The organism is Methanothermobacter crinale (assembly GCF_055397825.1).
Map to the genome: position 1 here is coordinate 288,174 of NZ_AP042450.1, position 24,835 is coordinate 313,008.

At 40.4% G+C, this 24,835-nt stretch carries 21 protein-coding genes and 1 tRNA gene; 10 read left to right on the plus strand and 12 right to left on the minus strand.

Going from position 1 to position 24,835, the window contains the following annotated elements; genetic code table 11:
• The first annotated feature begins 4 nt into the window (after positions 1-4).
• Positions 5-1,354, plus strand: coding sequence for an adenylosuccinate lyase (gene purB / locus ACZ5XX_RS01900; protein WP_464585067.1), 1,350 nt, complete (start codon positions 5-7; stop codon positions 1,352-1,354).
• 33 nt (positions 1,355-1,387) lie between these two features.
• Here purB and ACZ5XX_RS01905 read toward each other — a convergent pair whose 3' ends face one another.
• From ACZ5XX_RS01905 to ACZ5XX_RS01935, 7 genes are all read right to left on the minus strand, one after another.
• The gene (locus tag ACZ5XX_RS01905) at positions 1,388-3,763 is read right to left on the minus strand and encodes a heavy metal translocating P-type ATPase (RefSeq protein ID WP_464585069.1); all 2,376 of its coding nucleotides are present in this window, start codon (positions 3,761-3,763) and stop codon (positions 1,388-1,390) included.
• Positions 3,760-4,980: a metal-dependent hydrolase family protein gene (locus ACZ5XX_RS01910; protein WP_464585072.1), complete on the minus strand. Its 1,221-nt coding sequence runs from the start codon at positions 4,978-4,980 to the stop codon at positions 3,760-3,762. The genes ACZ5XX_RS01905 and ACZ5XX_RS01910 overlap by 4 nt, the downstream gene beginning before the upstream one ends.
• Before the next feature lie 76 nt (positions 4,981-5,056).
• Positions 5,057-5,458: a DUF126 domain-containing protein gene (locus tag ACZ5XX_RS01915; protein ID WP_464586135.1), complete on the minus strand. Its 402-nt coding sequence runs from the start codon at positions 5,456-5,458 to the stop codon at positions 5,057-5,059.
• A 10-nt stretch (positions 5,459-5,468) separates the two neighbouring features.
• Positions 5,469-6,713: a tRNA pseudouridine(13) synthase TruD gene (truD, locus tag ACZ5XX_RS01920; protein ID WP_464585074.1), complete on the minus strand. Its 1,245-nt coding sequence runs from the start codon at positions 6,711-6,713 to the stop codon at positions 5,469-5,471.
• A gap of 245 nt (positions 6,714-6,958) precedes the next feature.
• Positions 6,959-8,353 carry a coenzyme F390 synthetase gene (gene ftsA / locus ACZ5XX_RS01925; protein ID WP_464585076.1) on the minus strand — a complete coding sequence of 465 codons (1,395 nt, stop codon included), beginning with the start codon at positions 8,351-8,353 and terminating at the stop codon, positions 6,959-6,961.
• Positions 8,354-8,529: 176 nt separating this feature from the next.
• A complete protein-coding gene (locus tag ACZ5XX_RS01930; protein WP_464585078.1) occupies positions 8,530-8,880 on the minus strand; it encodes a hypothetical protein in 351 nt (116 codons plus the stop codon).
• Positions 8,881-9,378: 498 nt separating this feature from the next.
• Positions 9,379-9,450 (minus strand) — tRNA-Arg (locus tag ACZ5XX_RS01935).
• 341 nt (positions 9,451-9,791) lie between these two features.
• Here ACZ5XX_RS01935 and ACZ5XX_RS01940 point away from each other — a divergent pair.
• Positions 9,792-11,564 carry a pseudomurein-binding repeat-containing protein gene (locus ACZ5XX_RS01940; protein WP_464585080.1) on the plus strand — a complete coding sequence of 591 codons (1,773 nt, stop codon included), beginning with the start codon at positions 9,792-9,794 and terminating at the stop codon, positions 11,562-11,564.
• Between the two features lie 8 nt (positions 11,565-11,572).
• Here ACZ5XX_RS01940 and moaA read toward each other — a convergent pair whose 3' ends face one another.
• A complete protein-coding gene (gene moaA, locus ACZ5XX_RS01945; protein ID WP_464586138.1) occupies positions 11,573-12,496 on the minus strand; it encodes a GTP 3',8-cyclase MoaA in 924 nt (307 codons plus the stop codon).
• Between the two features lie 5 nt (positions 12,497-12,501).
• The gene (gene mobB, locus ACZ5XX_RS01950; protein ID WP_464585084.1) at positions 12,502-13,182 is read right to left on the minus strand and encodes a molybdopterin-guanine dinucleotide biosynthesis protein B; all 681 of its coding nucleotides are present in this window, start codon (positions 13,180-13,182) and stop codon (positions 12,502-12,504) included.
• Between the two features lie 88 nt (positions 13,183-13,270).
• Here mobB and fdhF point away from each other — a divergent pair, with 88 nt between their 5' ends.
• The 8 genes from fdhF to ACZ5XX_RS01990 all read left to right on the plus strand — a co-directional run bounded on the left by fdhF (position 13,271) and on the right by ACZ5XX_RS01990 (position 22,044).
• On the plus strand, positions 13,271-15,913 hold the full coding sequence (gene fdhF, locus ACZ5XX_RS01955) for a formate dehydrogenase subunit alpha (RefSeq protein ID WP_464585086.1): 2,643 nt from the start codon (positions 13,271-13,273) through the stop codon (positions 15,911-15,913).
• 107 nt (positions 15,914-16,020) lie between these two features.
• The gene (locus ACZ5XX_RS01960; RefSeq protein ID WP_464585089.1) at positions 16,021-16,476 is read left to right on the plus strand and encodes an indolepyruvate ferredoxin oxidoreductase subunit alpha; all 456 of its coding nucleotides are present in this window, start codon (positions 16,021-16,023) and stop codon (positions 16,474-16,476) included.
• Positions 16,476-17,531 carry a tungsten-dependent formylmethanofuran dehydrogenase subunit FwdF gene (fwdF, locus tag ACZ5XX_RS01965; protein WP_464586141.1) on the plus strand — a complete coding sequence of 352 codons (1,056 nt, stop codon included), beginning with the start codon at positions 16,476-16,478 and terminating at the stop codon, positions 17,529-17,531. Before ACZ5XX_RS01960 ends, fwdF begins: the two co-directional genes overlap by 1 nt.
• Before the next feature lie 16 nt (positions 17,532-17,547).
• A complete protein-coding gene (locus tag ACZ5XX_RS01970) occupies positions 17,548-17,796 on the plus strand; it encodes a 4Fe-4S binding protein (protein WP_112094493.1) in 249 nt (82 codons plus the stop codon).
• Positions 17,793-18,188 (plus strand): tungsten-dependent formylmethanofuran dehydrogenase subunit FwdD, encoded by a 396-nt coding sequence (gene fwdD, locus ACZ5XX_RS01975; RefSeq protein WP_464585092.1) that lies wholly within the window; start codon positions 17,793-17,795, stop codon positions 18,186-18,188. The genes ACZ5XX_RS01970 and fwdD overlap by 4 nt, the downstream gene beginning before the upstream one ends.
• A 12-nt stretch (positions 18,189-18,200) precedes the next feature.
• Positions 18,201-19,913 (plus strand): tungsten-dependent formylmethanofuran dehydrogenase subunit FwdA, encoded by a 1,713-nt coding sequence (gene fwdA / locus ACZ5XX_RS01980; RefSeq protein WP_464585094.1) that lies wholly within the window; start codon positions 18,201-18,203, stop codon positions 19,911-19,913.
• Complete coding sequence (gene fwdC / locus ACZ5XX_RS01985; protein ID WP_464585096.1) at positions 19,910-20,722, plus strand: tungsten-dependent formylmethanofuran dehydrogenase subunit FwdC; 813 nt, start codon at positions 19,910-19,912, stop codon at positions 20,720-20,722. Before fwdA ends, fwdC begins: the two co-directional genes overlap by 4 nt.
• 23 nt (positions 20,723-20,745) lie before the next feature.
• Complete coding sequence (locus tag ACZ5XX_RS01990; protein WP_464585098.1) at positions 20,746-22,044, plus strand: formylmethanofuran dehydrogenase subunit B; 1,299 nt, start codon at positions 20,746-20,748, stop codon at positions 22,042-22,044.
• A gap of 117 nt (positions 22,045-22,161) precedes the next feature.
• Here the strand turns inward: ACZ5XX_RS01990 and ACZ5XX_RS01995 are convergent, their stop codons facing one another.
• From ACZ5XX_RS01995 to ACZ5XX_RS02005, 3 genes are all read right to left on the minus strand, one after another.
• On the minus strand, positions 22,162-22,455 hold the full coding sequence (locus ACZ5XX_RS01995; RefSeq protein WP_464585100.1) for a DUF2097 domain-containing protein: 294 nt from the start codon (positions 22,453-22,455) through the stop codon (positions 22,162-22,164).
• 17 nt (positions 22,456-22,472) lie between these two features.
• Entirely contained in the window at positions 22,473-24,170 is a 1,698-nt protein-coding gene (locus ACZ5XX_RS02000; protein WP_464586144.1) for a DUF128 domain-containing protein, read from the minus strand.
• An 81-nt stretch (positions 24,171-24,251) separates the two neighbouring features.
• On the minus strand, positions 24,252-24,812 hold the full coding sequence (locus tag ACZ5XX_RS02005; protein ID WP_464585103.1) for a diacylglycerol/polyprenol kinase family protein: 561 nt from the start codon (positions 24,810-24,812) through the stop codon (positions 24,252-24,254).
• Positions 24,813-24,835: the final 23 nt, after the last annotated feature.

The window sequence follows — 24,835 nt, forward strand, 5'->3', positions numbered from 1 at the left end:
TCTGATGGCGATCCACCCCATTGAATTCAGATACGGCACACCAGAGATGAAAAGGGTATGGGATGCTGAAAACAAACTACAAAAAATGCTAGATGTGGAAGCGGCTATAGCCGAGGCAGAAGCCAGCCTAGGAATCATACCAGAATATGCTGCGGAAGAGATAAAAAGAAAAGCCAACACAAAGTATGTGAAACTTGAAAGAGTGAACCAAATCGAGAAGGAGACAAAGCATGACATTGCAGCATTAATAAAAGCGCTGGCAGAACAATGCGAAGGCGATGCAGGAGAATACATACACTTTGGAGCCACTTCAAACGACATAATAGACACGACAAATTCCCTACTCTTTAAAGAATCCATAAAAATCCTAAAAGAAAAAATTATCAGATTAATAAAACTCTTTTTAAAATTGGCGGATGAAAACAAGAAAAGGGTTTGCATTGGCCGAACACATGGCCAACACGCACTACCCACAACCTATGGTATGAAATTTGCCCTCTGGGCTGATGAAATGCACAGAAACCTTGAAAGGTTAAAATCGGCCGAGAAAAGATTATGTTTAGGTATGGTGACTGGGGCGGTGGGCACCACAGCAGCCCTTGGCGAAGAGGGCTTGAAAGTACACTTGAAAGTTTCCAGGTTGCTTGGCCTGGAACCGGCTTTAATATCAAATCAGGTCATCCAAAGGGATAATCATGCCGAATTTATCATGGTATTGGCCAATATTGTCACGACCCTCGACAAGATAGCCTTGGAGATCCGTAACCTTCAAAGGACGGAGATCATGGAAGTGGGTGAGAAATTCGACCCTGAAAAACAAGTTGGAAGCAGCACAATGCCCCATAAAATGAACCCGATAACTGCAGAGCGTATATGTGGCCTGGCTAGGGTTATACGTTCACATGTGATAACTGCACTAGAGAATAATCTGCTCTGGCATGAAAGGGATCTCACCAACTCATCCCCAGAACGTATAATATTCCCAGAATCATGTATATTAACAGACTACCTCCTACACTTAACCACGAACTTAATAGAGAATCTTGTATTCTTTGATGAGAATATAGAAAAGAACCTTAAACTTACAAATGGTCTTATAATGGCAGAAAGATTAATGGCAGAATTAGCTAAGAGGGGTATGGGAAGGCAAACAGCATATCGTCTCGTGAGAGAATGTGCAATAAAAGCCAACCAGGAAAGAGTACCCTTTATAAAAGTTGTAGGAGAAAAAAAGGAAATAAGAGAATATCTAAGCCGCGAGGAACTTGAAAATATCATGGATCCTTACACATACATAGGTTCTGCCATCAAAATAGTTGAAAACGTGCTCAAAAAATCAAGAGAATGGTTCTAGGATCCCCCCCCCAATAATAGGGAGTGGATAATCTTATTCTCTTTTTATTGGTGGAGTATAGGATCGTAGAAGTAATGACAGTGACACAACCGTCACTGAACTTAATGCCATTGCAAGGCCTGCGAATTCGGGTCTGAATGTTAATTTGAATATTGGATAAAGTAGGCCGGCTGCTACTGGTATGAGGATCATGTTATATGCAAAAGCCCAGAATATGTTCCATTTGACGCGTGAGACAATTTTATGGGATAATTGCATGGCTGCGGGGACATCGACCGGATCATCCTTCACCAATACTATATCAGCTGCTTCTATCGCAACATCTGTACCGCTTCCAATGGCGATTCCAACATCAGCTGCTGCAAGAGCTGGAGCATCATTTATACCATCACCAACAAATGCTACACTACCATTTTCGCGCATCTTGGAGACTATATTAACTTTGTCCTCTGGTAGGACTTGTGAGAGTACCCTAGTTATTCCCAGTTTCTCTGCCACAATATTCGCTGTTATAGGATTATCCCCAGTTACCATAACTGTTTCTAGGCCCATTTTCTCCACGGCCTTTATGGCTTTTGGGGAATTTTCTTTTATTTTATCCGAGACTGCGATGATCCCTAAGGGCTCCTGGTCCCTGGCAACTAATACTATGGTTTTACCTTCTTCCTGTAATTTTGATATTATACCCTTAATATTGTCTAATGGTATTCTATTGTCCTTGAACAAACTTATATTACCTACTATGATTTTATGGGAGTTGGTGGATCCTACTAGACCTTTTCCAGGGATTGGCTTAAGTTCATGAATTTTGATATGGGGTATGTTTTTTGCTTTTGAAACTATTGCTTTGGCTATGGGGTGTCTTGAATTGGCTTCGATGCTAGCAGCTAATTGTAGGATATCTTTTTCGTCTCCTTTTAGAGGTATTATATCTGTGACGTATGGTTTGCCCTCGGTGAGCGTCCCTGTTTTGTCAAAGAGTATGGTCTTTATTTTTTCAGAAACTTCTAGTATTTCGCCTTTTTTGATGAGAATACCGAGTTCCGCGCCCCTGCCTATACCAACCGTGACTGCTGTTGGTGTTGCGAGTCCAAGGGCGCATGGACATGCCACTACTAACGTGGATATAAGGACTGTTAAAGAGAATAATAGTCCCATGCCTTTAAGGTACCAGAATAAAAAAGCTGTGAATGCTATTATTAGAAGTGTGGGTATAAAATATGACACTGCTCTATCAGCTATCTTCTGTAATGGGGGTTTAGACCCTTGAGCTTCCTCCACCAATCTTATGATCTTTGCCAGGAAAGTTTCTTCCCCTGTATGTGTTGTTCGGATTTTTATGATGCCATCAGTGTTGATGGTGCCTGCCACTACACTCTTTCCTTTATCTTTGAATACAGGGATTGGTTCTCCTGTTACCATAGACTCGTCAATGTGTGCTTGTCCTTCAATGATAATACCATCTACCGGTATCCTATCTCCAGTTTTCACGATTAATATATCACCCTCTTTTAGAGTTTCTACTGGCACTTCTATTTCCATATCGTCCTTAAGTATGGTTGCAGTGTCTGGTTGGAGTTCCATCAATTTTTTTATAGCCTCGGATGTTTTACCCTTAGCCCTTGCCTCAAGGTATCTTCCAAGTGTTAAAAAGGCTGCTAACATTAATGCGGTTTCATAGAAGATGAAATTTTGTGATAGGATATTAAATGTGCCTAGTACACTGGAAGTGAATGCGACTCCGATACCCATTGAATACATGACGTCCATGTTGAGTGTTTTAGCTCTGAGTGAACGTAGCGCGGCATTGAATATTGGATAGCTTACATATAAGAAGGGTAAAATCGACACTATGAATATTATATAGTTCATAAATGGAAATTCTATCCTGGAGTACATTATGATCATAAGGGGTATCGAAACCCCTAAACCTACTATTATCCTTCTCTTTTTAGATTTAAGATCCTCTGAAAGCTTTTCATCAATTATTTCCCCTTTAGTTCCCAGGAATTGGTATCCGAGTTCTTCTATGACTTTTTTGATATCTTCTATGGATATTAGGTCCCTGTTATATTCTATGTATGCTGCTTCAGCTCCTAGGTTCACTGTAGCATCTATTATACCCTCAAGTTGTTTTAATCCTGATTCTATTGTCTTAGCGCACATTGCACAAGTCATACCACCTACTTTAACCTGAATTTTATCATTTAAAACTTGATACCCTGTCTCTTTTATCACTTTTTCTATGTCTTTAATCCTGGTTTCTTGGGGATCGTATTCTATAGTGGCTTTCGCTGTTGCAAAGTTTACATTAGCCTCCTTGACACCCTTGATTTGTTTAAGTGCTTCTTCTATTCTTAGAGCGCACCCTGCGCAGCTCATCCCACCTATTCTAATATTAATTTTCATAATATCCTTAAAAGATCTTTGAATATTTTACCATCTTTTACTACGAGGAGTATGTTGTCAGGGTTTGCGAGGCTTTCTATGTCTTCAAGGGGGTTCTCTTTCACAACTATAATATCTGCAAGTTTGCCCTTATCAAGGCTCCCTATCTTATCATCCCATCCAATACACTCCGCCGCTTTTAAAGTGGCAGATTCTAGGACCTCCCAGGGCTCCATCCCAACCTTGGATAAGTATGAAAGTTCTTTGAGGTTCTTGCCATGTTCTATAACCCCTGAGTCGGTGCCCATGATTAATTGGACACCTTCTTCGTAGGCAACCTCTATATTTTCCCTATGAACCTTGGCGACTTCTATAGCATCATTCCTAGTGTAACTTGGAAGTTCACCTTTCTTGGCTTCCCTGGCAAGTTCCGCCGTTACAAGAAGCGTTGGCACGAGATAAACCCCTTTATCCCGCATTTCAGCCGCTGTTTTTTTGTCAATGTAGGTTCCATGTTCTATTGAATTTATACCGGCTTTTATACAATTTTTTATACCTTCAAGTCCGTGTGCATGGGCCATGGTTTTTTTACCCTTGAAACGAGCCTCATCTACCATAATCTTTAACTCTTTCTTGGTGAATTGGGTGTCATCAGGTCTATCATTGGCACTCATCACCCCACCAGTGGCCATTATCTTTATAACATCTGCTCCGGCCCTTAAAATTTCTCTAGTCTTTTTTCTCACCTCAGATGCGCCATCACATATGCTGCTAGGTAATCCAGGATATTTAAGTTCAATATTTAAACCTGATTTCATGTGAAAATCGAAATGGCCGCCTGTTGTTGAAATGGGGACCACACTTATCTGCATTCTAGGTGCCGGGACTATACCCTCTTCTGAGGCGAGTTTAACTCCAAAATCCGCCATCCCCGCGTCCCTTATTGTGGTGACTCCTGTGTTGAGGGTTGTGCGCATATTATTGATAGCATTATAAAAATAGAATGATAGGGGCGTTTCTATCCTATCCTCTAATTTAAAACCTTTTTCCATGATATGTACATGTGCATCTATAAAACCTGGGAGGATGAAATAATCATCTGCATCAATTACATGGGCTCCACTTTCGTCTTTGGTTGAAATAGATTCAATTGTATCCCCCTTTACCAATATTGAACCCTTAAAATGATTATGCGCTTTTAAATCTATTATTTCACCTTTAATTATTAGATTATTCATGAAAGAACACCCAGATGTTAATATGTTAGCATTATATGTAAGTATTTATGGGGGGTCATATCAGCAGCGAATCGATTTATGGGATGGTTTTGATAATACCAGAATAGCCGTCGACTTCAACTTCCATGGAATTCTTTATGATCTTCATAACGTCTTTTTCTGGCTGATCCACTAGGGGTATGCCTGCCATTATAGCCCCAGTGGCTATTATAGGCTCCGCATTTTTGCATATGATCGCTGCTGGCGCTTTCTCATTCTTTGCTAATTGGAATATTACATATGAGCCTACAGTAGATCCCTTGCCTCCAGAGATTATGAGGATCTTATCCTTAAGGTTTTCACCATATAAGGGGTGTCTAGGATCTATTATAGTTCCTGTTTTAGGGTCCACACCACCAAGAAAACTTAAAGGTTCACGGGATACAAGAGCCTTTCCACGGCCCACACCCTCTGATAAAACCCTACACTTTATATTCATCTTCAAAACCTTATATTTCTTTTTTCATGATTTCTCGAAGTACTGATGTCCCATAAGATCCTTTCGGAATTGAAAATTCTACAATTAAACCATCAGTGACTCTTTCAACTTTAGCATCCCATAATTTGAATCTTATGGGTCTGCGGATACCATGACTGCCCAATTGGGGCATTTTATCGCATTTAAAAAGGTCTAAGGTTATCCCTTCCTCTTTAAGAACCCTTCTCTCGATTTCACCTATTTTATCTGTTGCGAGGGGAACCTTACTACCATATAATGGTGCTGTTGGATGGGCCTCAAACTTTTTTATCATTTCATCCAATTTTATAGGTTCTTTGTCATATATGATATGTTGGTGGTTGTCAACTATAATATCCCCCGGCATATACTTGTTGATACCGAATTTTGCACGTTCACTTACAACTTTGTTAAATAGATATGATTGATATGCATGGACAAACATCCTCTTTAAAGGCTTTGGTAATGTTTGTATTGCACGAGCATAAGACTCCTCAGTAAGGCCTCCCCTTCTTTTATCTTCTTTTATAAGCTTTTTGAGCATCATGCGCTCGTATCTCATGCTCGGTGGCATCATCTCATAGGCTTTTTCCAGTTCTCCCATATCGTATGCTCTTCTCGCCTCCTTTATATTTTCTGGTTCGTCGTCATAAGGGTTGCCTATATATAAGTCCACAGCACTTTTAAGGTCTCCGAAGATTATAGCCTTGCCTACAAGGTGTGTGTTGGCCCTTGGGGTGCCGAAACGTTGCCAGCCATAATAATTGGGCACTCCAATTTTTGATAGTTCTTGGAGTGTGCTCTCTGCTTCTTCTTTAGCAGAGGGTTTCACACCTCTTATCCTTATACGGAATCTGTTACCGATTAATTGTCCCATCCTTAACTTCTTTTCGTGTCGGGTTATTTTAAGGAATTTAACATTATGCAACTTTTCATCTAATCCCTTGACATCCTCTGGGTCGATGTTACTTATGCATATCCATTGTCTTGTGACTGCCATCTTGTCCTTCATCCCTGCGAAACCCATCCTCCAACGTGGCAAACTTAACTCCCTTGCAATATCTAATAGAACATCCAGGGTTGTTCTACCCTTTTTCTCCATCCAAATCCAAGTGTTAGGCCCTTGACCACTTGGTTGGACAAGTGGGATTTCCTCCACATAAAAATCTTCATATTTTACTCTAATCTTGCCACCTGTACCAACGCCTTTGGTTACATAGGTTTCAGCGTTTAACATTTATCTCCTCCGATCATTAGAGGTTATCCCCCCTGCAGATCCCCCCTCCAAGGGGGACATTTAAATTTCCAAGTCCGCGGTGACAGCGGAAAGGGATAAGGACTCCTTCACAAAATCCCGTCACTCACATTTAATTTTGCGCATATACCCATTCTAATCTGATTCACGTGTTAGGCCTTTAGTTACACGGGTTTAATCAGGTGAAGCTCCCTTTAATTTATAATTGCCTTTATATAAGCTATTGTTTATCTTCTGTCAACTATTCTCTTTGGTCTTCCCCTTATCTTGTAAAATTCCAATTCTCCAGGATTCTTAAAGTTGAATAGTATCTCGAATGTGCCATCTAGGTAAGTGTGATAAAGTTCTTTTTTTCCTTTGAAAAATCTTCTGAGGAAGTTTTCCTTTATAAGGTCCTTATCACATTCTTCGATTTCTTTGCATTCAACTGATACTTGCATTGTAACAGGTCCTTCGTCCTCGTCACCATATAGGAACGCTTCATATTCTCCGGTGAGATATTCCATGCTTTCCCTCTGGAATACTGCTGCTTCAACATCCACTTTATTGAATGGGTGGCCAGCTACCCATATCGTTTCTGCCTCGCGTTCAGGGCTCATTATACGCATATGTGTTCTTCCACATTTGCATTTGTCCCTTGATATCACAACTGTGGTATCCTCAGTGTCATAATTTAAAAGTAGAATTCCTGTCTTCTCTCCTACTGGGAGGAGTGTTGTGAGGACTATCCTTCCACATTCACCATCCTCGACAAAATCTTGGAGGCGTGGATCATAAACATCGAGGTGGACAAGATCTTCTGGAACATGTAATCCATCCTTTTCTCTGCATTCTCCACACATTGTCCCCTCAGTACTACCATAAGTATTGAAGGTATCCACATCCCAGATCTCTTCTAGGTATTCTCTCGCCTCTGGTGCGAAGCTTTCACCACCAACAACTAGCCTTTCTATACTAGATTCTTTAGGATCAAGGCCATGATCCTCCATCCTCCTCGCAAGCCTTAGAAGTTTGAATATGCTGGCAACTATACTTGTTGGCTTATAATTTTCTATTATACGCACTGGGAATGTGCATTTACCCTCTGGGATTATTGTCATGCCGATCTTGTGCGCTGCAAGAGTCATTGTATTAGCGCCGACATTCATCCCATAAGATGCGCAGATAACAACATTATCCCCTGAATCAAAGCCTTGGGATACAAAAGCCCTCGCATATTTTTCTGCATAACGCTGCCAATCATCCCATGTTAGGAAAAAAGACTTTGGACGTCCACTTGTACCGCTCGTCTCATGTATTGTGAAGATGTTCTCCCAAGAAGTGGCCTTGAACTCGAACTTTTCAGTTTCTGGAGGTTGATTTTCCCTTACGGTTCCTCCATTTATGATTGGCAATTCCCTCAAATCTTCATGGGACCTTATATCCGAAGGTTTTATTTTATGCTCTTGGAACCATCTATTATAGAATAGGACGTTTTCATATGCATATCTGATCGTGTATTGAATGCGTTCTTCTACTATCGCATCAATATCGTCACGATCCATCGTTTCAATTTCTGGGCTAAAATAGGATACCATGAAAATCACATAAATGATTTCTTTGAGCCTTGGTAGGATCTGCAATCATGGGTGATATCCAATATCAAGGCATGCATAATATATATTTTCCTAGATCTGGTCATCTCCTGTAGATTCTAGCTGTCTTTAACACTGTTCCTTTTCGTCTGGGAAAAATTTGGCATCAAAATGATACTGTGGCATGTTAACAATTAAAGGGGGAGGTGTTTTCCTAGTGATATTTAGTCTATCACTTCTACTATAACTGGTTCTTCTATTTCGTTATCACCTGTATCGCTAGTATCTCGATTTAAATTATTTTCCATATCTGAGCTGGGCCTATGACTTGTACTGGTCCCCTGAATTGAACTGCTTCCCTCATCTAAATTACTTGCATGATCTGAACTGCTTCCCTCATCTAAATTACTTGCATGATCTGAACTATTTACTTGACTATTCTTAGTTGAATTGTTTGTATCTAACATGCTACTATTATAAAACATGGTATTTTGACTTGCCGTTTGAAAAAAGGTATACCCAACGGTCAAAACAGCCAAACCTACCAAGCCGATAATCAAATATTCGGTTTCCATCTGGAACCACCTTTTGGAATGATTTTATCACAACCAGATGAATAATCCCCCCATAATAAGTGTTTAGAGTATCCAGAATCCAGATCTTTTCTGATTAATTCGCTGTTTTTGGCTTGTCATTACGCTAACAACCATGTTTTAGGGGGGTCTCATTGATCTCCCTTGTAATTTTGAAAAGTCTATCCTTGTGCTTTATTAATAGATTGTCTTTTTTGGCTTATATAGGTTGTCGATGTACATTCCGAGATGGTGCTATAATGGCCATTTGCATAGGATTTATACCATGATGAGTTCATAGGCTGCACATTCTATCTCACCAGTGTTATCCTCCATTTGCATAGGATTTATACCATGATGAGACTTTTTCCTCTATTTCTTTCTCTATGGCTGCTTCATCCATTTGCATAGGATTTATACCATGATGAGTGGGTAAAAAAGCTATTTTTTATCAAAAGCGCAGACTATATAACCCCAGCCAAAATAAAAGGAGAGTTTGGATGCCCTGACCGGGATTTGAACCCGGGTGATAGGATCCGCAATCCTACGTGATATCCACTACACTATCAGGGCTACTACTAGATACTATTATTTTGTTATTAATAATTTTCCCCCAAAAATGTGACATAGTTTAAACAAAATAGGGATTACAGAAAGTGGTTTATTATTCAGTTCCTAAAAAAGAAAGATTCGCCCTCTTCAAGAAGTGGGTGGAGTAGTTAAGTTTAAATACCTCCAATACAAAAAAATAAATATTACTTCCAAGGAAAACACTCCCCAGAGTCTGTGGAGACATCGGGGTGTGAACTTACCGGTGAGTGGATAAGACCCTATTATATGGACAACCCTTCACGGAGCCCCGGTCTATCAGGGCGTGGGGGTGTTCACATACAACTTTCATATATGGTGTGAGTATGAAGAAAGTATTGTTAATTGGTGTTTTTTTGGCGATTCTGCTAACCTTAGCTGGCAATGCTTCAGCGGTTCAATTGTCATATGATGAGGTATCTAATGCTTCAAAGGTGATAGCAGATCAGGCTTCGAAAACAGGTAAGATACCATCCCAGGTTACAGTGAATAGTAAGAACGTCACATTAGATGACTATTTGTATGCTGCAACAACCACTACAATAAACTTGAACAGTAATCAGAAAAAAAGCGTGAACACTAACAATTATAAACCAGCACCGAACCCCCCCAGCACTACAGCGACAGGAAAGCTCACAAAAACAGCATACCTACAAACAGCACAAAACATCAAAAAGTACATGGAGGCCAATGGAAGATCACCGAATTACGCCACAACAACAATCGGAAAAGTGAACTACCAAAGCCTAATATACGCCTACGCCCGAATAATAAAATTCCACAACACCTATAAAAGACTGCCAAACTATGTGACAATAAAGAGCGTGAAAATCAGCACTACAAGCCCAACAAGCAATACACCAACCCCAACAACACCACAGTTATCATACACTGAAATATCCGCAGTGTCCAAAAAAATAACAGACTACATAACCCAAAATGGTAATTTACCACTTAAGTTCTTAGTGAATGGTAAAAATGTTACAGTAGATGACTACCTGTATGCAGCAACAACCACAATCATAAACTTGAACATCAACAAGAAAACAACAGTACCCATTAACAAGTATAGTCCACCAATAAGCATTCTAAGCACTACAGCGACAGGAAAGCTCACAAAAACAGCATACCTACAAACAGCACAAAACATCAAAAAGTACATGGAGGCCAATGGAAGATCACCGAATTACGCCACAACAACAATCGGAAAAGTGAACTACCAAAGCCTAATATACGCCTACGCCCGAATAATAAAATTCCACAACACCTATAAAAGACTGCCAAATTATGTCACAATAACAAATGTAAGCATTAATGTTACCAGGGCACATGGAGGTATATGGGTTCACACAGACGATATGGAGAACATAGATTTTACAGCGTTGAAAAATAAAGGTATAACAGATATATTCCTTGGACAACTAGCATTTAATGAAGAGTACCGGGATAAGCTTCTAAACTTTATCCAGAAGGCTTCAAATGCAAATATCAAAGTACATGCGTGGGTTATTTGCCTCCAACAGAACGGAACATGGATCGATCCTACAAATGAAACTTACATTGACAATTTAATAGGCACGATCAGAGGTTATCTAATTCCTGGTGTAAGTGGCGTGCACCTTGATTACATCCGTTATCCTGGAAATGCTTCCGAGTTCCCTAATGCAACTGATATTATAACGGAGATAGTAAAGAGAGTCTATGTAACTGTCAAGTCCATAAAGCCAAATGTCCTAGTTTCAGCGGCTCTAATGCCAGAGAAAGGTGTGAACGCATATTATTATGGACAGGATTATGCTCAACTTGCACAATACCTTGACGTGTTAATCCCAATGGCATACAAGGGCAACTACTGTAAAAACACCACATGGATAATGGAAGTTACAAGGTATATAAAGGATAGGTGTGGTGGCAAGGAAGTGTGGACAGGCTTGCAAACATACATTTCAGATTCTAATGCAACTCCGATTCCCAAGACAGAGCTCGAATCTGATATAATGGCCTCATTAAAGGGTGGGGCAACTGGTTACGTGCTTTTCAGGTATGGTCTCATTGACAGCAGCTTCTGGGATGGTGGAGTATATTGTTTACCTTTTTAGTTAATATTTTATTTTTTTGATAAATAATATGGGCATCTCCGTTTTATCGCTTCGATAAATAGTCGGCGGAGCTTTTCTAGGTTTCCCTGTTGAAGTGCTTGTTTTGCGTCAATAAGATTGTCATTTCTCAAAAGGCATGGTTTTAGTTTGCCTTCAGGTGTTATTCTCATCCTTGTGCAATTTTCACAGAATCGTGTATTATCCATAGGTTTTACTATCTCGATTTCTCCCCCATCAATATAATATTTTTTTCTGTCTTGCATGAAATTCCTGGTCTTTACTCTATCAGCTATCTTTGCAAGTTTTTTTTCAATTTTGACAAAATTGTAATGGTATTTTTCAAGGCCATTGTTGGAACATTGTTCTGTTTCTAAAAGTTCGATGAGTTGGAGGATGGCTCCTTGTTGGCGACAGAATTGGAACATTTCCCAGATTTCATGGGAGTTTATACCTTTCATTATTACCATGTTAATTTTGATGGGATATAAACCGGCCATCACAGCACTTTTTATACCCCTTTTAACCTTTTCTAGTTGGTTTTTTCCTGTTATGAACTTGTATGTAGTGGGGTTTAATGTGTCAAGGCTTACATTTATCCTGTTGAGGCCTGCTTTTTTAAGTTTGTTGCTATATTTCTCGAGTAGAATGCCGTTGGTTGTGATTGCTATATCTTTGAATCCTATGGCGTTGATTTTCTCTATTATTGTGATTATATCATCTCGGAGTAATGGTTCGCCGCCTGATAATCTTATTTTGGTTATACCTAGTTGAGATGCGACTTCACATATTTTCTCTATTTCATCTGCTGTCATTTCTCGGGAACTGGGGATTATACCATCTCTATGGCAATAGAAGCAATTTAAGTTGCATTTTGTGGTTATTGAGATTCTTAATGATGTTACCGGTCTGTTGTAGTTGTCATAGATTTTCATTTTCATCATTTTATTATTATCTCTATCTTGTTGATTTCGGTTTCTTCTCTTTGTAGGGATTCTACCATTCCCTTGATGGTTTTTGACATGATTTTTTGTACGAAGGGGTTGAGTGGTATTGGATTGCCATTTATACGTAACATTGCCTTTTTGAATTGGCTTTTACAGTTAATGTCATCTGCGTCTCCTCTAATTTTTGCCTGTGCAAATTCTTTGCAGGATTCGAATCCACATTTTCCACAATTTAGGCCTAGTAGGAGGCCGTAGGTTCTTTTTTCTATTAGCTGGAGTAGTTTGTTGAATTCTTCATCTGTGAGGGAGAATGGGTCTACTTTTTTTATGGTGAATTCATTTTCTATGGATGTGGATATGTTGGCGAATTCCATTTTTTTGAATCCTTCAATGATTAGGAAGTCGATTTCTTCTATAATTGGGATGGTTGATATTATCCATTTAATGTTCTTTTCTTTGGGGGAGAGAAAAAATGTTTCTTTTCCCGCTCCTATGACTATTTTTGCCCCTGCTTTCCTGTGTCTTCCAGTGTCTTTACTTGGAAAGTCAAATCTTCCATGTGCATGTTTTATTGTGCCAATTTTATACCCCTTATTGGTTAGTCCTTTTATTAGCTTTGTTACGAGTGTTGTTTTACCAGTGCCTTTTGTACCTATTATGCTAAGTATCTTCATAAGACCACACCAAGAAAAAGTTTATTTAGATAAAGATAAATTTTTCCTATAAATTAAAAAAATTTTAAGGATGTTTATGAAGAGGAGAATGGAGATTATCTTGGATGGTCAGAGGATTAGAGTAGATGAGGGTAAGAGTATATTGGACGCCGCCTTGGAAAACAATATATACATACCCCATCTTTGTTTCAGACCGGGATTGGATGCCTTTGGTGCTTGTAGGTTATGTTTAGTTGAGACTTTGGATGGCAGACTTGTAACTGCGTGTGAAACTCCAGTAGAAGATGGTATGCAGGTAATAAGTGATTCTGATAGGCTAAATCGGATTAGGAGGGTTATAGCCTCCTTGTTGATAAATGGACATGTTGGAGATTGCCTCAAATGTCCTAGATCTGGAGAATGTAAATTGGAGGATATCTCTTCTTATCTTGGCATTAATGACGAGGATTTGACAAAATTGAGGGAATTTAAAATTGACGATTCAATTGATGATTCCAACCCCTTCTTCCTAAAGGATAATGGTAAGTGCATACTCTGTGGTTTATGCGTCCAATCTTGTGATATTATAGGTGTCAATGCAATAGATTTCACATTTAGAGGTGCCAAAACCAAGATTGGTACATTTATGGATAAACCTTTAATAGATTCTATTTGTGTATCCTGTGGCGAATGTGTTGAAACTTGTCCAGTCGGGGCCCTTGTAAAGAAGTCAGAGAAGCCATCAAGGGAAGTTAAAACGGTATGCCCGTATTGTGGTGTGGGTTGCGGGATTTACCTTGGAATCAGGGGTGATAGGATTGTCAGCGCAAGGGGAGACCCCGAAAACCCGGTTAACAATGGTAGACTTTGTGTTAAAGGCAGATTCGCTCTAAACTTCGTGAACAGCAGTGAGAGGTTGGAAAAACCCCTTATAAAAGAAGATAACGAGTTCAAAGAGGTTGAATGGGATGAAGCCATAGCATTCATAGCAGATAAACTTTCAAAATACAATGGGGATGAGTTCGCAGCCATAGCCTCTGCAAAGTGTACTAATGAAGAAAATTATCTACTGCAAAAATTTACAAGGACTGTGATGAAATCCAATAATATAGACCATTGTGCAAGACTCTGTCATGCCCCATCCCTAGTAGCTTTAAGTGAAAGTCTCGGCAGCGGGGCCATGACCAATTCCATCAACGAACTTAAGAAGGCATCCTGCATCCTAGCAATTGGAACCAATACAACAGAAACCCATCCTGTAATCGCATATAAGGTTATAGAAGCCGTTAAGAATGGTTCAAAACTTATAGTGGTTAATCCAACAAGGATCGAACTTGTAAGACATGCTGATATTTATTTGAGGAATAAACCAGGTACTGATGTTCCTTTAATCCTGGGAATGTGCAAGGCCATAATAGAAAAGAACCTTATAGATCATGAATTCATGAAAAAGAGAACTGAAGGTTTTGAATCGTTTAAAGAATACGTTTATGATCTTGAATGGGATGAAATAGAATCTATAACTGGCATATCCCGTGATAAGATTAGGGAGGCTGCTATACTTTATGCATCTTCTCCCGCCGCTTCGATAATCTATGCTATGGGCATAACTCAACATTTTAATGGAACAGATAATGTTTTTGCACTTAGCAACCTTGCACTTTTAACTGGTAACCTTGGACGGGCCAATACAGGTATTAACCCATTAAGGGGGCAGAATAACGTCCAAGGAGCCTCTGATATGGGCGCATTACCAGATTTATACCCAGGTTATCAGTCAATTGATGATGCGAGGGAAAAATTCGAAAAAAAATGGAATTGTAAACTCCCCAAGGAAAAGGGATTGATACTGCCTAAAATTTTTGAAAGGGCATGCAAAGGTAAAATAAAAGCATTATATATTATGGGTGAAAATCCTATTTTAAGCGAAGCAGATATAAATAATGTGGAAGAAGCCCTTAAAAGCATTGAATTTTTAATTGTACAGGATATTTTCCCCAGTGAAACTTCAAAATTTGCAGATGTTATTTTACCAGCTTGTTCATTCGCAGAAAAGGATGGTACATTCACAAATACTGAAAGGAGAGTCCAATTAATAAAATCTGCTGTTAGACCACCAGGGGATGCTAAACCTGACTGGTGGATTATATGCAAGATCGCTGAAAAAATGGGAGTCCCTGGTTTTGAATTTGAAAATCCCAGGGAAATATTTGATGAAATAAGGGAACTTGTACCAGCATATGGTGGCATGTCATATAAGAGACTAGAAAATGGGGGGATCCAATGGCCCTGTAGGAGCAGGGATGATCCTGGGACTGTTTTTCTTTATAAGGATGGTTTCACGAGGGAAAATGGTAGGGCTAAGTTCATCTTACCATCATTTAGGTTATTTGAGACGCCTGATGAAGATTATCCTTTTATACTCATTACTGGTAGAAGCTTATATCAGTATCATACAAGGACCATGACAAGTAAAATTAAAGGTCTTGAAGAATTTAAGGATTGGAAGTCTCTTGAGATGAACCCTATTGATGGGGAGAAGTTAGGAGTCCGTGAGGGCGATTTTGTTTTGGTTAAATCAAGGCGAGGCTCCGTCAAAGCGAAAGTAAGATTTAATGAAGCTTTAATGGAGGGTGTTACTTTTATGAGTTTCCATTTTGCTCCTGTTAACCGTCTTACAAGTTCTGTGAGGGATCCTCTTTCTGGGATGCCTGCTTTGAAGGTTTCTTGTGTTGATTTAATCCCACAATAGTAGGTGTGCACACCACACAATAATATATATAATTTTCTATTTTTTCTTGGTAGAAATGTTTTAAATAAAATAAGCATAAAAGTGTGATTAGCACACATGGTGACCCGATGCCAAAACATATAATTTCAGGACTACGGTACCTCGCAGCAGTAAACTTGACAAAACAAGGACACACACAAAAAGAGGTAGCCAATAGATTAGGCATCAACAGATCCACCGTTTCCCACTACCTAAATGGTAGGAACCTTTCTATAAGATCGATAGAAGTCGCAAAGGTGATAACAGAGTTATGTCCAAGGGATTTCCTACTTCTAACCTACGCCCTCCTACAGGATACAAATAAGACAAGAACAATAATCAAAGCCTGCCAAAGAAGAAAGTTCAAAGCTTCAGTGAAAAGTTCGTGTATTGGATGCGGTATTTGCATAGACAGTTGCCTTATGAAAGCCATAAAACTGGATGAACTAAAGGCAGAAATAGACTCTGAATGGTGTTGTGGTTGCCTCATATGTGTTGAAATGTGTCCGACAAATTCTATAGAAATTGAGGAGGTAGAAGATTGATGGAGACTACGGAAGTAATAGAGGAAGGGGGGAACATTACGGTTGAAAGAGCCGGCGAAGAAACGCGAAAATTGTCTTTCAACAATGGACTCTGCGCAGTCTGCGGCTTATGTGAAGAAATCTGCCCGGTAGAAGCCATCGAAGTCAACCCCACGGGTGCCATGATCAGAACAGAACAAGAAACTAGCAAAATAACCATAGACGAAGGGAAATGTGTCCTATGTGGAATGTGCAGTTCAATATGCCCATTCCAGGCACTAGACCTCCAAATAGACGGCACATCTATAAAAGAAATTCCAGGATATCCACAACTACTAAAATCTGCCGAAATCGATGAAGAAGAATGCATAAACTGCAAAGCCTGTGAAACAGCATGCCCACAAGATGCAATAACCATAACAAGAGACCTCCCAGAAAGAAAAGACCTCATAACAGGAGAAATCGAAATCGACAAAGACACCTGCATATACTGTGGAATCTGTGAAGAAATGTGCCCAGCAGACGCCATCGAAATAGACTATGAAGAACCAACATCAATAAATCCAGTCATAGCAAGCGACATCAACGTAGACGAAGACAAATGCGTCCACTGTGGAATCTGCAAGAGAGTATGTCCAGTTGATGCAATAATGGAAGTATGCAGAATCTGCCCATATGGAGAATACGAAATAGAACTCAAACCTGAAATAACAGGAACATCCTACATAGACCCTGAATTATGCGTTAACTGTGGATGGTGCCAAGAAATTTGCCCAGTAGACGCCGCCAAAGTCACTAAACCATTCGAAGGCGAACTCATCCTCCATGAGGAAAAATGTCAAGGATGCGAAACATGCGTAATGGTATGTCCATGTAACGTCCTCTCATTCCCCAAACCAGAAAAACCAGGAGAAAAACCCGAAAAACTCCACAAGGATGAAAAATTCTGCATCTATTGTGGTGCATGTGAAAAATCCTGCCCCGTAGACGCTATAACAGTCAAAAGGAATAGCATAAACTATACACCAACTAGATCAAAAGCATGGCAAAATGCATTCGAATCCTTAATAAAATAATGGGGGTTTAAGCAAAATGGCGATCGAATTAAAAGCATACCCAGACCTCTGCCACGGGTGCGGAAATTGTGTCGTAGCATGTCCAGTCAATGCCCTAAGAAGTCCCGAAATTGCAGGAGGTAAAGGACCCACAGAAGACGTAGAAGTTATAATGATAGTAGAAGATGGTGTCATCAACATAAAAAATCCAGACCTCTGCGGAAAATGTGGAACATGCGTTGAAAGTTGTCCTGTAGACGCAATAAGACTGGAGGAATCTGAATGAGAGCAATACTAAATACTGGTAGAACCATATGGCAAGGACAAGCTATAGAAGCCGGGAAAGACCTTAAATTATACGTGGATGCTGCTGCAATAGTCTACATGAACCCCGAAATGATGAGAAAATTAGGAGTAAAAGAAGGGGACAACGTAAAGGTCATCTCGGAATACGGAGACGTTGTCGTTAAAGTTGTTGAAGCAAAGGAAGCCCTGCCAGAAGAGATGATATACATTCCAATGGGGCCATGGGCCAACCGCGTTGTAAGACCCAACACAGACTCGACTGCAACACCGAGCTTCAAAAACGTTCCCGTAGAAGTCATACCCACAGATGAAGAAGTACTTGACATGCCAACATTAATGAAAAAAGTTTATGGCAAACTCGGTCAAATTTAAGGGAGGATTAAAATGGAGCTTATAATAAAAAATGGATTTGTTTACTGCCCCCAAAGCGACATCGACGGGGAAAAGATGGACATATGCGTCAAAGACGGTAAAATCGTTGAAAGTGTCAGTGACGATGCAAAGGTTATCGACGCATCAGGCAAAATAGTAATGCCTGGTGGAGTAGACCCACACGCACACATAGCAGGCCCAAAAGTCAACATAGGAAGAACTTACAGACCAGAAGACAGTAAAAAAGCCGCTGCAAAATTTAAAGGCGGCAGAGCTGGCAGCGGATTTTCAGTACCCTCAACTTTCATGGCAGGATATAATTATGCTAAGATGGGCTACACCACCGCGATGGAAGCTGCGATGCCGCCCTTACTCGCAAGACACGTACACGAAGAATTCCATGACACGCCCTTAATAGACCATTCAGCTTACACATTATTTGGTAACAACTGGTTTGTAATGGAGTACCTCAAAGAAGGGGATATTGACAGATGCGCAGCATACGCATCATGGCTCCTAAAAGCCACAAAAGGCTATACGATCAAACTCGTGAACCCTGCAGGTACGGAAGCATGGGGATGGGGTGAAAATGTCCATGGTATACATGAACCTGCACCATACTTTGACATTACACCCGCAGAGATCATAAAAGGACTTGCAGAAGTTAACGAAAAACTAAGAATGCCGCATTCAATACATCTACACTGTAACGACCTCGGTCACCCTGGCAATTATGAGACAACATTAGCATCATTCGATGTTCCAAAGGGCATAAAACCCAACCCAGCAGTAGGAAGCAGAGACACGATCTTATATGCTACACACGTACAATTCCACAGTTATGCCGGGACAACATGGAGAGATTTCGAATCAGGAGCTGCAGAAATAGCAGATTATGTGAACAAACATGACCACTTAATCATCGACGTTGGACAAGTAACACTGGATGAGACAACTACTATGACAGCAGACGGTCCAATGGAATACGACCTACACTCACTAAATGGACTCAAATGGGCCAACTGTGACGTAGAACTCGAAACCGGAGCAGGAGTAGTCCCATTCTTATACATGCCAAGAGCCCCAGTCCCATCAGTCCAATGGGGAATAGGCCTAGAACTATTCCTATTAATCAAAGATGCTAATAAAGTTTGTCTTACAACAGACCATCCAAACGCTGGCCCATTCACCAGATACCCAAGGATCAAGGCTTGGTTAATGAGTAACAAATACAGGATGGAATACATAGAAGAGAAATTGCACAGTTGGGCCCAGAGGAGGAGTAGTATAGCTACCATTGACAGGGAATACACATTCTATGAGATAGCCCAAATTTCAAGATCTACACCTGCAAAGGCCCTTGGATTAAGTGACGTTAAAGGACACCTTGGAGTTGGTGCAGATGCTGACATAGCAATATATGATATCAACCCAGAGACCACAGACCCATCCAATGATTACATGGCAATTGAAAACGCATTCGAAAATGCAAGCTATGTCCTAAAAGACGGACAAATAGTAGTAAAAGATGGTAATGTTGTTAAGACAAGAGAACATGGAAGAACATACTGGGTTGACGCACAAGTAGAAGAAGACATATACAAAGAAGTCCTATCCGATGTTGAAAGAAAATTCAAACAATACTATTCTGTAAACTTCGAAAATTATCCTGTACAGGATGCATATCTGCCAAAGTCTGCTCCAGTTAAAGGGGTGGTATTATGAGCGAAATAATATTAACTCCTCTAGATCAGCCAGAGGTGCCACTAGAAGCCTCCAACATAAAACCTGACGTATTCGCTGGTAAAACTATTGAAGAGATCAAAAACATCGAGATACTCCACGGGAACACCCCTGTTAAGTTATCAGAATTCTTTGAAGTAACTGGTGAATCATCAGAGAATCCCGCAGAGCTCAAAATAATAATTGATGGTAACGTTGACAGGACTAAGAGGATAGGGGAAGGGATGAACGCTGGTGAAATCCTCATAAAAGGCGATGTCAACATGTATGTCGGCGCCGAGATGAAAGGTGGTAGAATAACAGTTGAAGGAAACGCCGGGCCATGGGCTGGGCAAACCATGATAGGCGGCGAACTAGAAATCCTAGGAGACGCTGGAGATTATGTAGGATCTGCATACCGTGGAGACTGGAGAGGTATGCAAGGCGGCACTATAATAGTCCATGGAAACGCTGGCAACGAGATCGGAGAATACATGAACGGTGGCAAAATCATCATCAAAGGCGACGTGAACATAATGACAGGAATACACATGAACAATGGACTTATCATAGTTGAAGGAGACGCTATTGCGAGGGTTGGCGCCGAAATGGCTGGAGGAACAATAGTTGTAAAAGGTATAGTGCACGAATTCCTCCCAGGATTCGAATATCTAGGTGTTGAAAAGGATATTGAAGTAGATGGACAAACAATCCCCGGAGCTTTTTACAAGTTCCGAGGAGATCATGCTATTAAAGGCGCGAAAGGGACAGTATACGTGGCTGTTAGAGGTAACGGTCATATAGTCCCATAAACTCCATAAGGGAGGTAATCATCATGGAATATGTTAAAAATGTTGTCTGCCCCTTCTGCGGAACCCTATGTGATGACATTGTATGCAAAGTAGAAAATGGCAAAATAGTAGGTACCATAAACGCTTGCAGAATCGCTCACAACAAATTCGTACATACAGAAGGTGCAACACGCTACACAAGACCACTCATAAAGAAAAATGGGGAACTCGTTGAGGTAACTTATGACGAGGCAATAGAAAAAGCTGCTGAAATCCTAGCAGAAGCCAAAAGACCCCTATTATACGGTTGGAGTTCCACTGAATGTGAAGCACACGCCGTGGGCATGGAATTAGCGGAAGAAACAGGAGCAGTCATCGACAACACAGCATCAGTATGCCATGGCCCTTCAGTATTAGCATTACAAGACGTAGGATACCCTACATGTACACTTGGGGAAGTTAAAAACAGGGCAGATGTTGTGGTCTATTGGGGATGCAACCCAATGCACGCTCACCCAAGACACATATCAAGGCACGTGTTTTCTAGAGGATTTTTCAGGGAACGTGGAAAACCCGACAGGACCGTCATCGTGGTCGATCCTAGGGAAACGGACACGGCAAAAATTGCAGACATCCACTTACAGGTAGAATTTGACAGAGACTATGAACTTATCGATGCAATGAGAGCATACCTTCTCGGACATGAAATATTATACGATGAAGTTGCGGGAATACCAAGAGAAACCATCGAAGAAGCAGTTGAAATCATGAAAAACGCCCAATTCGGGATACTATTCTGGGGTATGGGCTTAACTCATAGTAGAGGAAAACACAGGAACATTGACACAGCCATTATGCTAACTGAAGACTTGAATGACTTCGGTAAATTCAACCTAATACCGATGAGGGGCCACTATAACGTTACAGGGTTCAACCAGGTGGCTTCATGGGAGAGCGGATTCCCATACTGTGTCGATTTTTCAGCTGGCAAACCAAGATACAATCCGGGAGAGACTGGTGCGAATGACCTGCTCTTGAACAGAGAAGCAGATGCGTTGATGGTTGTAGCATCTGATCCAGGAGCTCATTTCCCACAGAAAGCTGTTGAGTACATGGCCGAGATCCCGGTGATAGCTGTTGAACCCCATAGGACGCCAACAACAGAATTAGCCGATATTATAATTCCACCTGCTATTGTTGGCCTTGAAGCAGAGGGCACAGCCTATAGGATGGAAGGCGTGCCTATAAGGATGAGAAAAGTTGTTGAAACAGACCTATTACCAGATAAGGAAATTGTGGAGAAAATCCTAGAAAAGGTGAGGGAGGTCAAAGCATCCAAATAAATCCCCCTCCCATTTTTTTATTATTTTTTTATGTGGGGTGCTTGTTGAGCATATGGCATAATATTGATACAATAACAAAACCTACTAATATTACAGAGATTATTTGGAATGTTTGACTCATTCTTGGCCCCCTTTCTCTTCATCGATTGCTTCTATTATGCAGACATTACCTTCACATTCATGTTCTAGTTCTATGAGATAATCTTTGAGTTTTTCCACGTCGATTGTTGTAAGTCCTTTTATCATTTCGCCGTCAATCTTTATTTGTATGATACCATTGTTGTTTGTTATAACTTTCCCTGGGATATATACTCTGCCGAGGGACAATCTTACAATGTCTCCTGCTTTTACTTCTTCTTTAATGTAACGGCAGAGTTCATCACATGTGGCATGTCTTTTTTCAGTTCCCATGTATATCACCTTCATTTTTATATTTTATTTATGATAAAAAATTTATTTATATCCATGAGTGATTCAACGGCTTTGACTTTAACCTCCACGCCATTTTCTTTGACTGCTGCGAGGGGGTTTAAGCCTCCTGGTGTGACGATACCCACTTTGTATCTTCCAACCTTGGCATTGTATAATATCTCGTTTGTTTTGCCAACCTTTAGGATGTTGAGGCCGGATTCTCTAAGCTTCTCCACCACCTTTAGGCTTTTTTCCCTTGCAACATATGGTATTTCTCTTAAACTTGCCAGTATCCTCCCAGATCCGCTGAGGGAATCATATACTCTTGTCATCCCCTTTGAAATGTATATTTCATGGGGTTCGACTGATGATCCATTATAGGCTGTAAGTTCAACGAACCTTCGCATGTCATCCTTTATCTCGAGTAGTCCACTATAAGTAGGTGTTGACATAATACCCTGGTTTATGAGAACTCCATCAACTGTTAAACTACATATACTGGCTATACCAACCCTGTCCCCTTCCAATTTTATGATCCTAAAATAGGGTGATGTTGAGTATTCTGGTTTTTCTTCACACACCTTTTTGATAATCTTGAGTGCCTTGTTGAGATCTTCTTTTTTTAAAATTGAAATGTTAGCTATAACTTTCCCTGTTATTGTATCAGGGTCGAAATCTACTTGCTGTATGAGATTCCATGCTTTGGTCAATAGTATTCTAACCTTTTCTTTACTGGGCGTTCCCGGTTCTTTTAACAATTTTCTGTGGCGTGTGATCAAATCTAGTTTGCTAAATTCTACTAGTGTCTCGGCCATTTTAATACTAATATCATGGCCTGCCTCTTGGGCTGCGCAGATGGGTGTTATACCCCCCATGATGGCTATTCCAACCATTCCATCATCCACTGGCATGCCTAGGAGGTTCTTCCCAGCTTCACCTACTTTAAGAACCCCTCCAATGTTCATCTTTTGGAGTTTGTCCAATAGTCTTAGGGCTTTTTCGCGGCCAGTTTCTGGGATGAGGCGGAAGTTGGCGGGTATCCTCCCCTCGCCATATTTTATCACATCAAGGACTGATGTCATCTCCCCTGCTGTGAAGGCTTCAAGGGGCATCATCGAGGTCTTTTTATATGCTATGAATTCTGTGAACCTTTTTGGTGTATAATTTTCTATTTCAACTAATCCTGCGAAGCTTGGGATTATGGGTATGCCCTCTTTGAGGAGTAGACCATCAATTGTGGTGCCGCATACTGTTACTATCTTATATTTTTCATCTATTTTCTCTAATCTTGCATGGGGACTTACACATAATCCTTCTTTGAAGGCTTTTTTGATAATGGGGAGGGCCTCAGGGGGTATTTCAGAGGTGTTTACCACAACTTTCCCTTTACCAGTGTTAGGGTTGAAGCTTGTATGGTGTATCATTTCTTCGAATTTTGAGAATATAAAATTGACTTGATCATAGACTAGGCCCTTTTCTATTTCCTTTAACCCTTTTTTTGTTATTTTTCGGCCAGAGTATCCTATACGTTTGGTGAATCCTTTCTCGTCGAGTATGCGCATGTGATATCTGACTGCTCTCTCCCCTAGATTGTAGCCTTTCTTTTTAAGTTCTTTGGCTATTGCCTTCGCTCCGAGGATTTCTTCATGTTCGGATAGTATCCTTAAAATTTCCATCATTTTCTTGTCAGTTTCATTAGCCACGCTTGACACCATCACCATAAAAAAGAATAAAAAAATTCAATTAAAGTTTATTGTACAGGCTTTTATATATTTTGTGGGGAGAGTGTGGCTTTTTCAGATGGATGAAATGTACATAGTAAATCCTACTATTAGGGGTATGGTGATATTATCTTCTACTGGAGTGTATGCTTCTACTAGTGAGCCTATGAATGCTCCTATAAATGCTATGGTGGGGTTAACTTGTGTTAGTGCTCCGATGAATCCTATGATTATGAACGCGATTGAACCTTCAAATGTTTTATCGGGTTTGTATGGTAGTGGGTGTTTGCCATAAAGTTTGCCGGCGATGGTGGATGCAGCATCGCCAATTGTTAGAATGAGTATGGCGGCGTTTGCGATTGGAACATTCGCCCCGAAAAGTGCGTAACTGAGGGCTAAACCTATAAAATAGTATATAAATCCTCTTTCATTGGTATCTCTGCGGCAGATTCTCAGCAACTGTGAAAATAATGGTATTGGATGTTTAAGGTCGTATTGGCGGATGATCTCTCCTATAAACGCTGCTAGGATGCCGAGTAAAATAAGGTTTTGCACCCCAAACCACGGCTGTATTATTACAAATATTATACCAGCAGCATGTATAGTTTGTCTTAGGATTTCTTGTTTATGCTTCAAATAAAACACCAGAGAATCGGGGG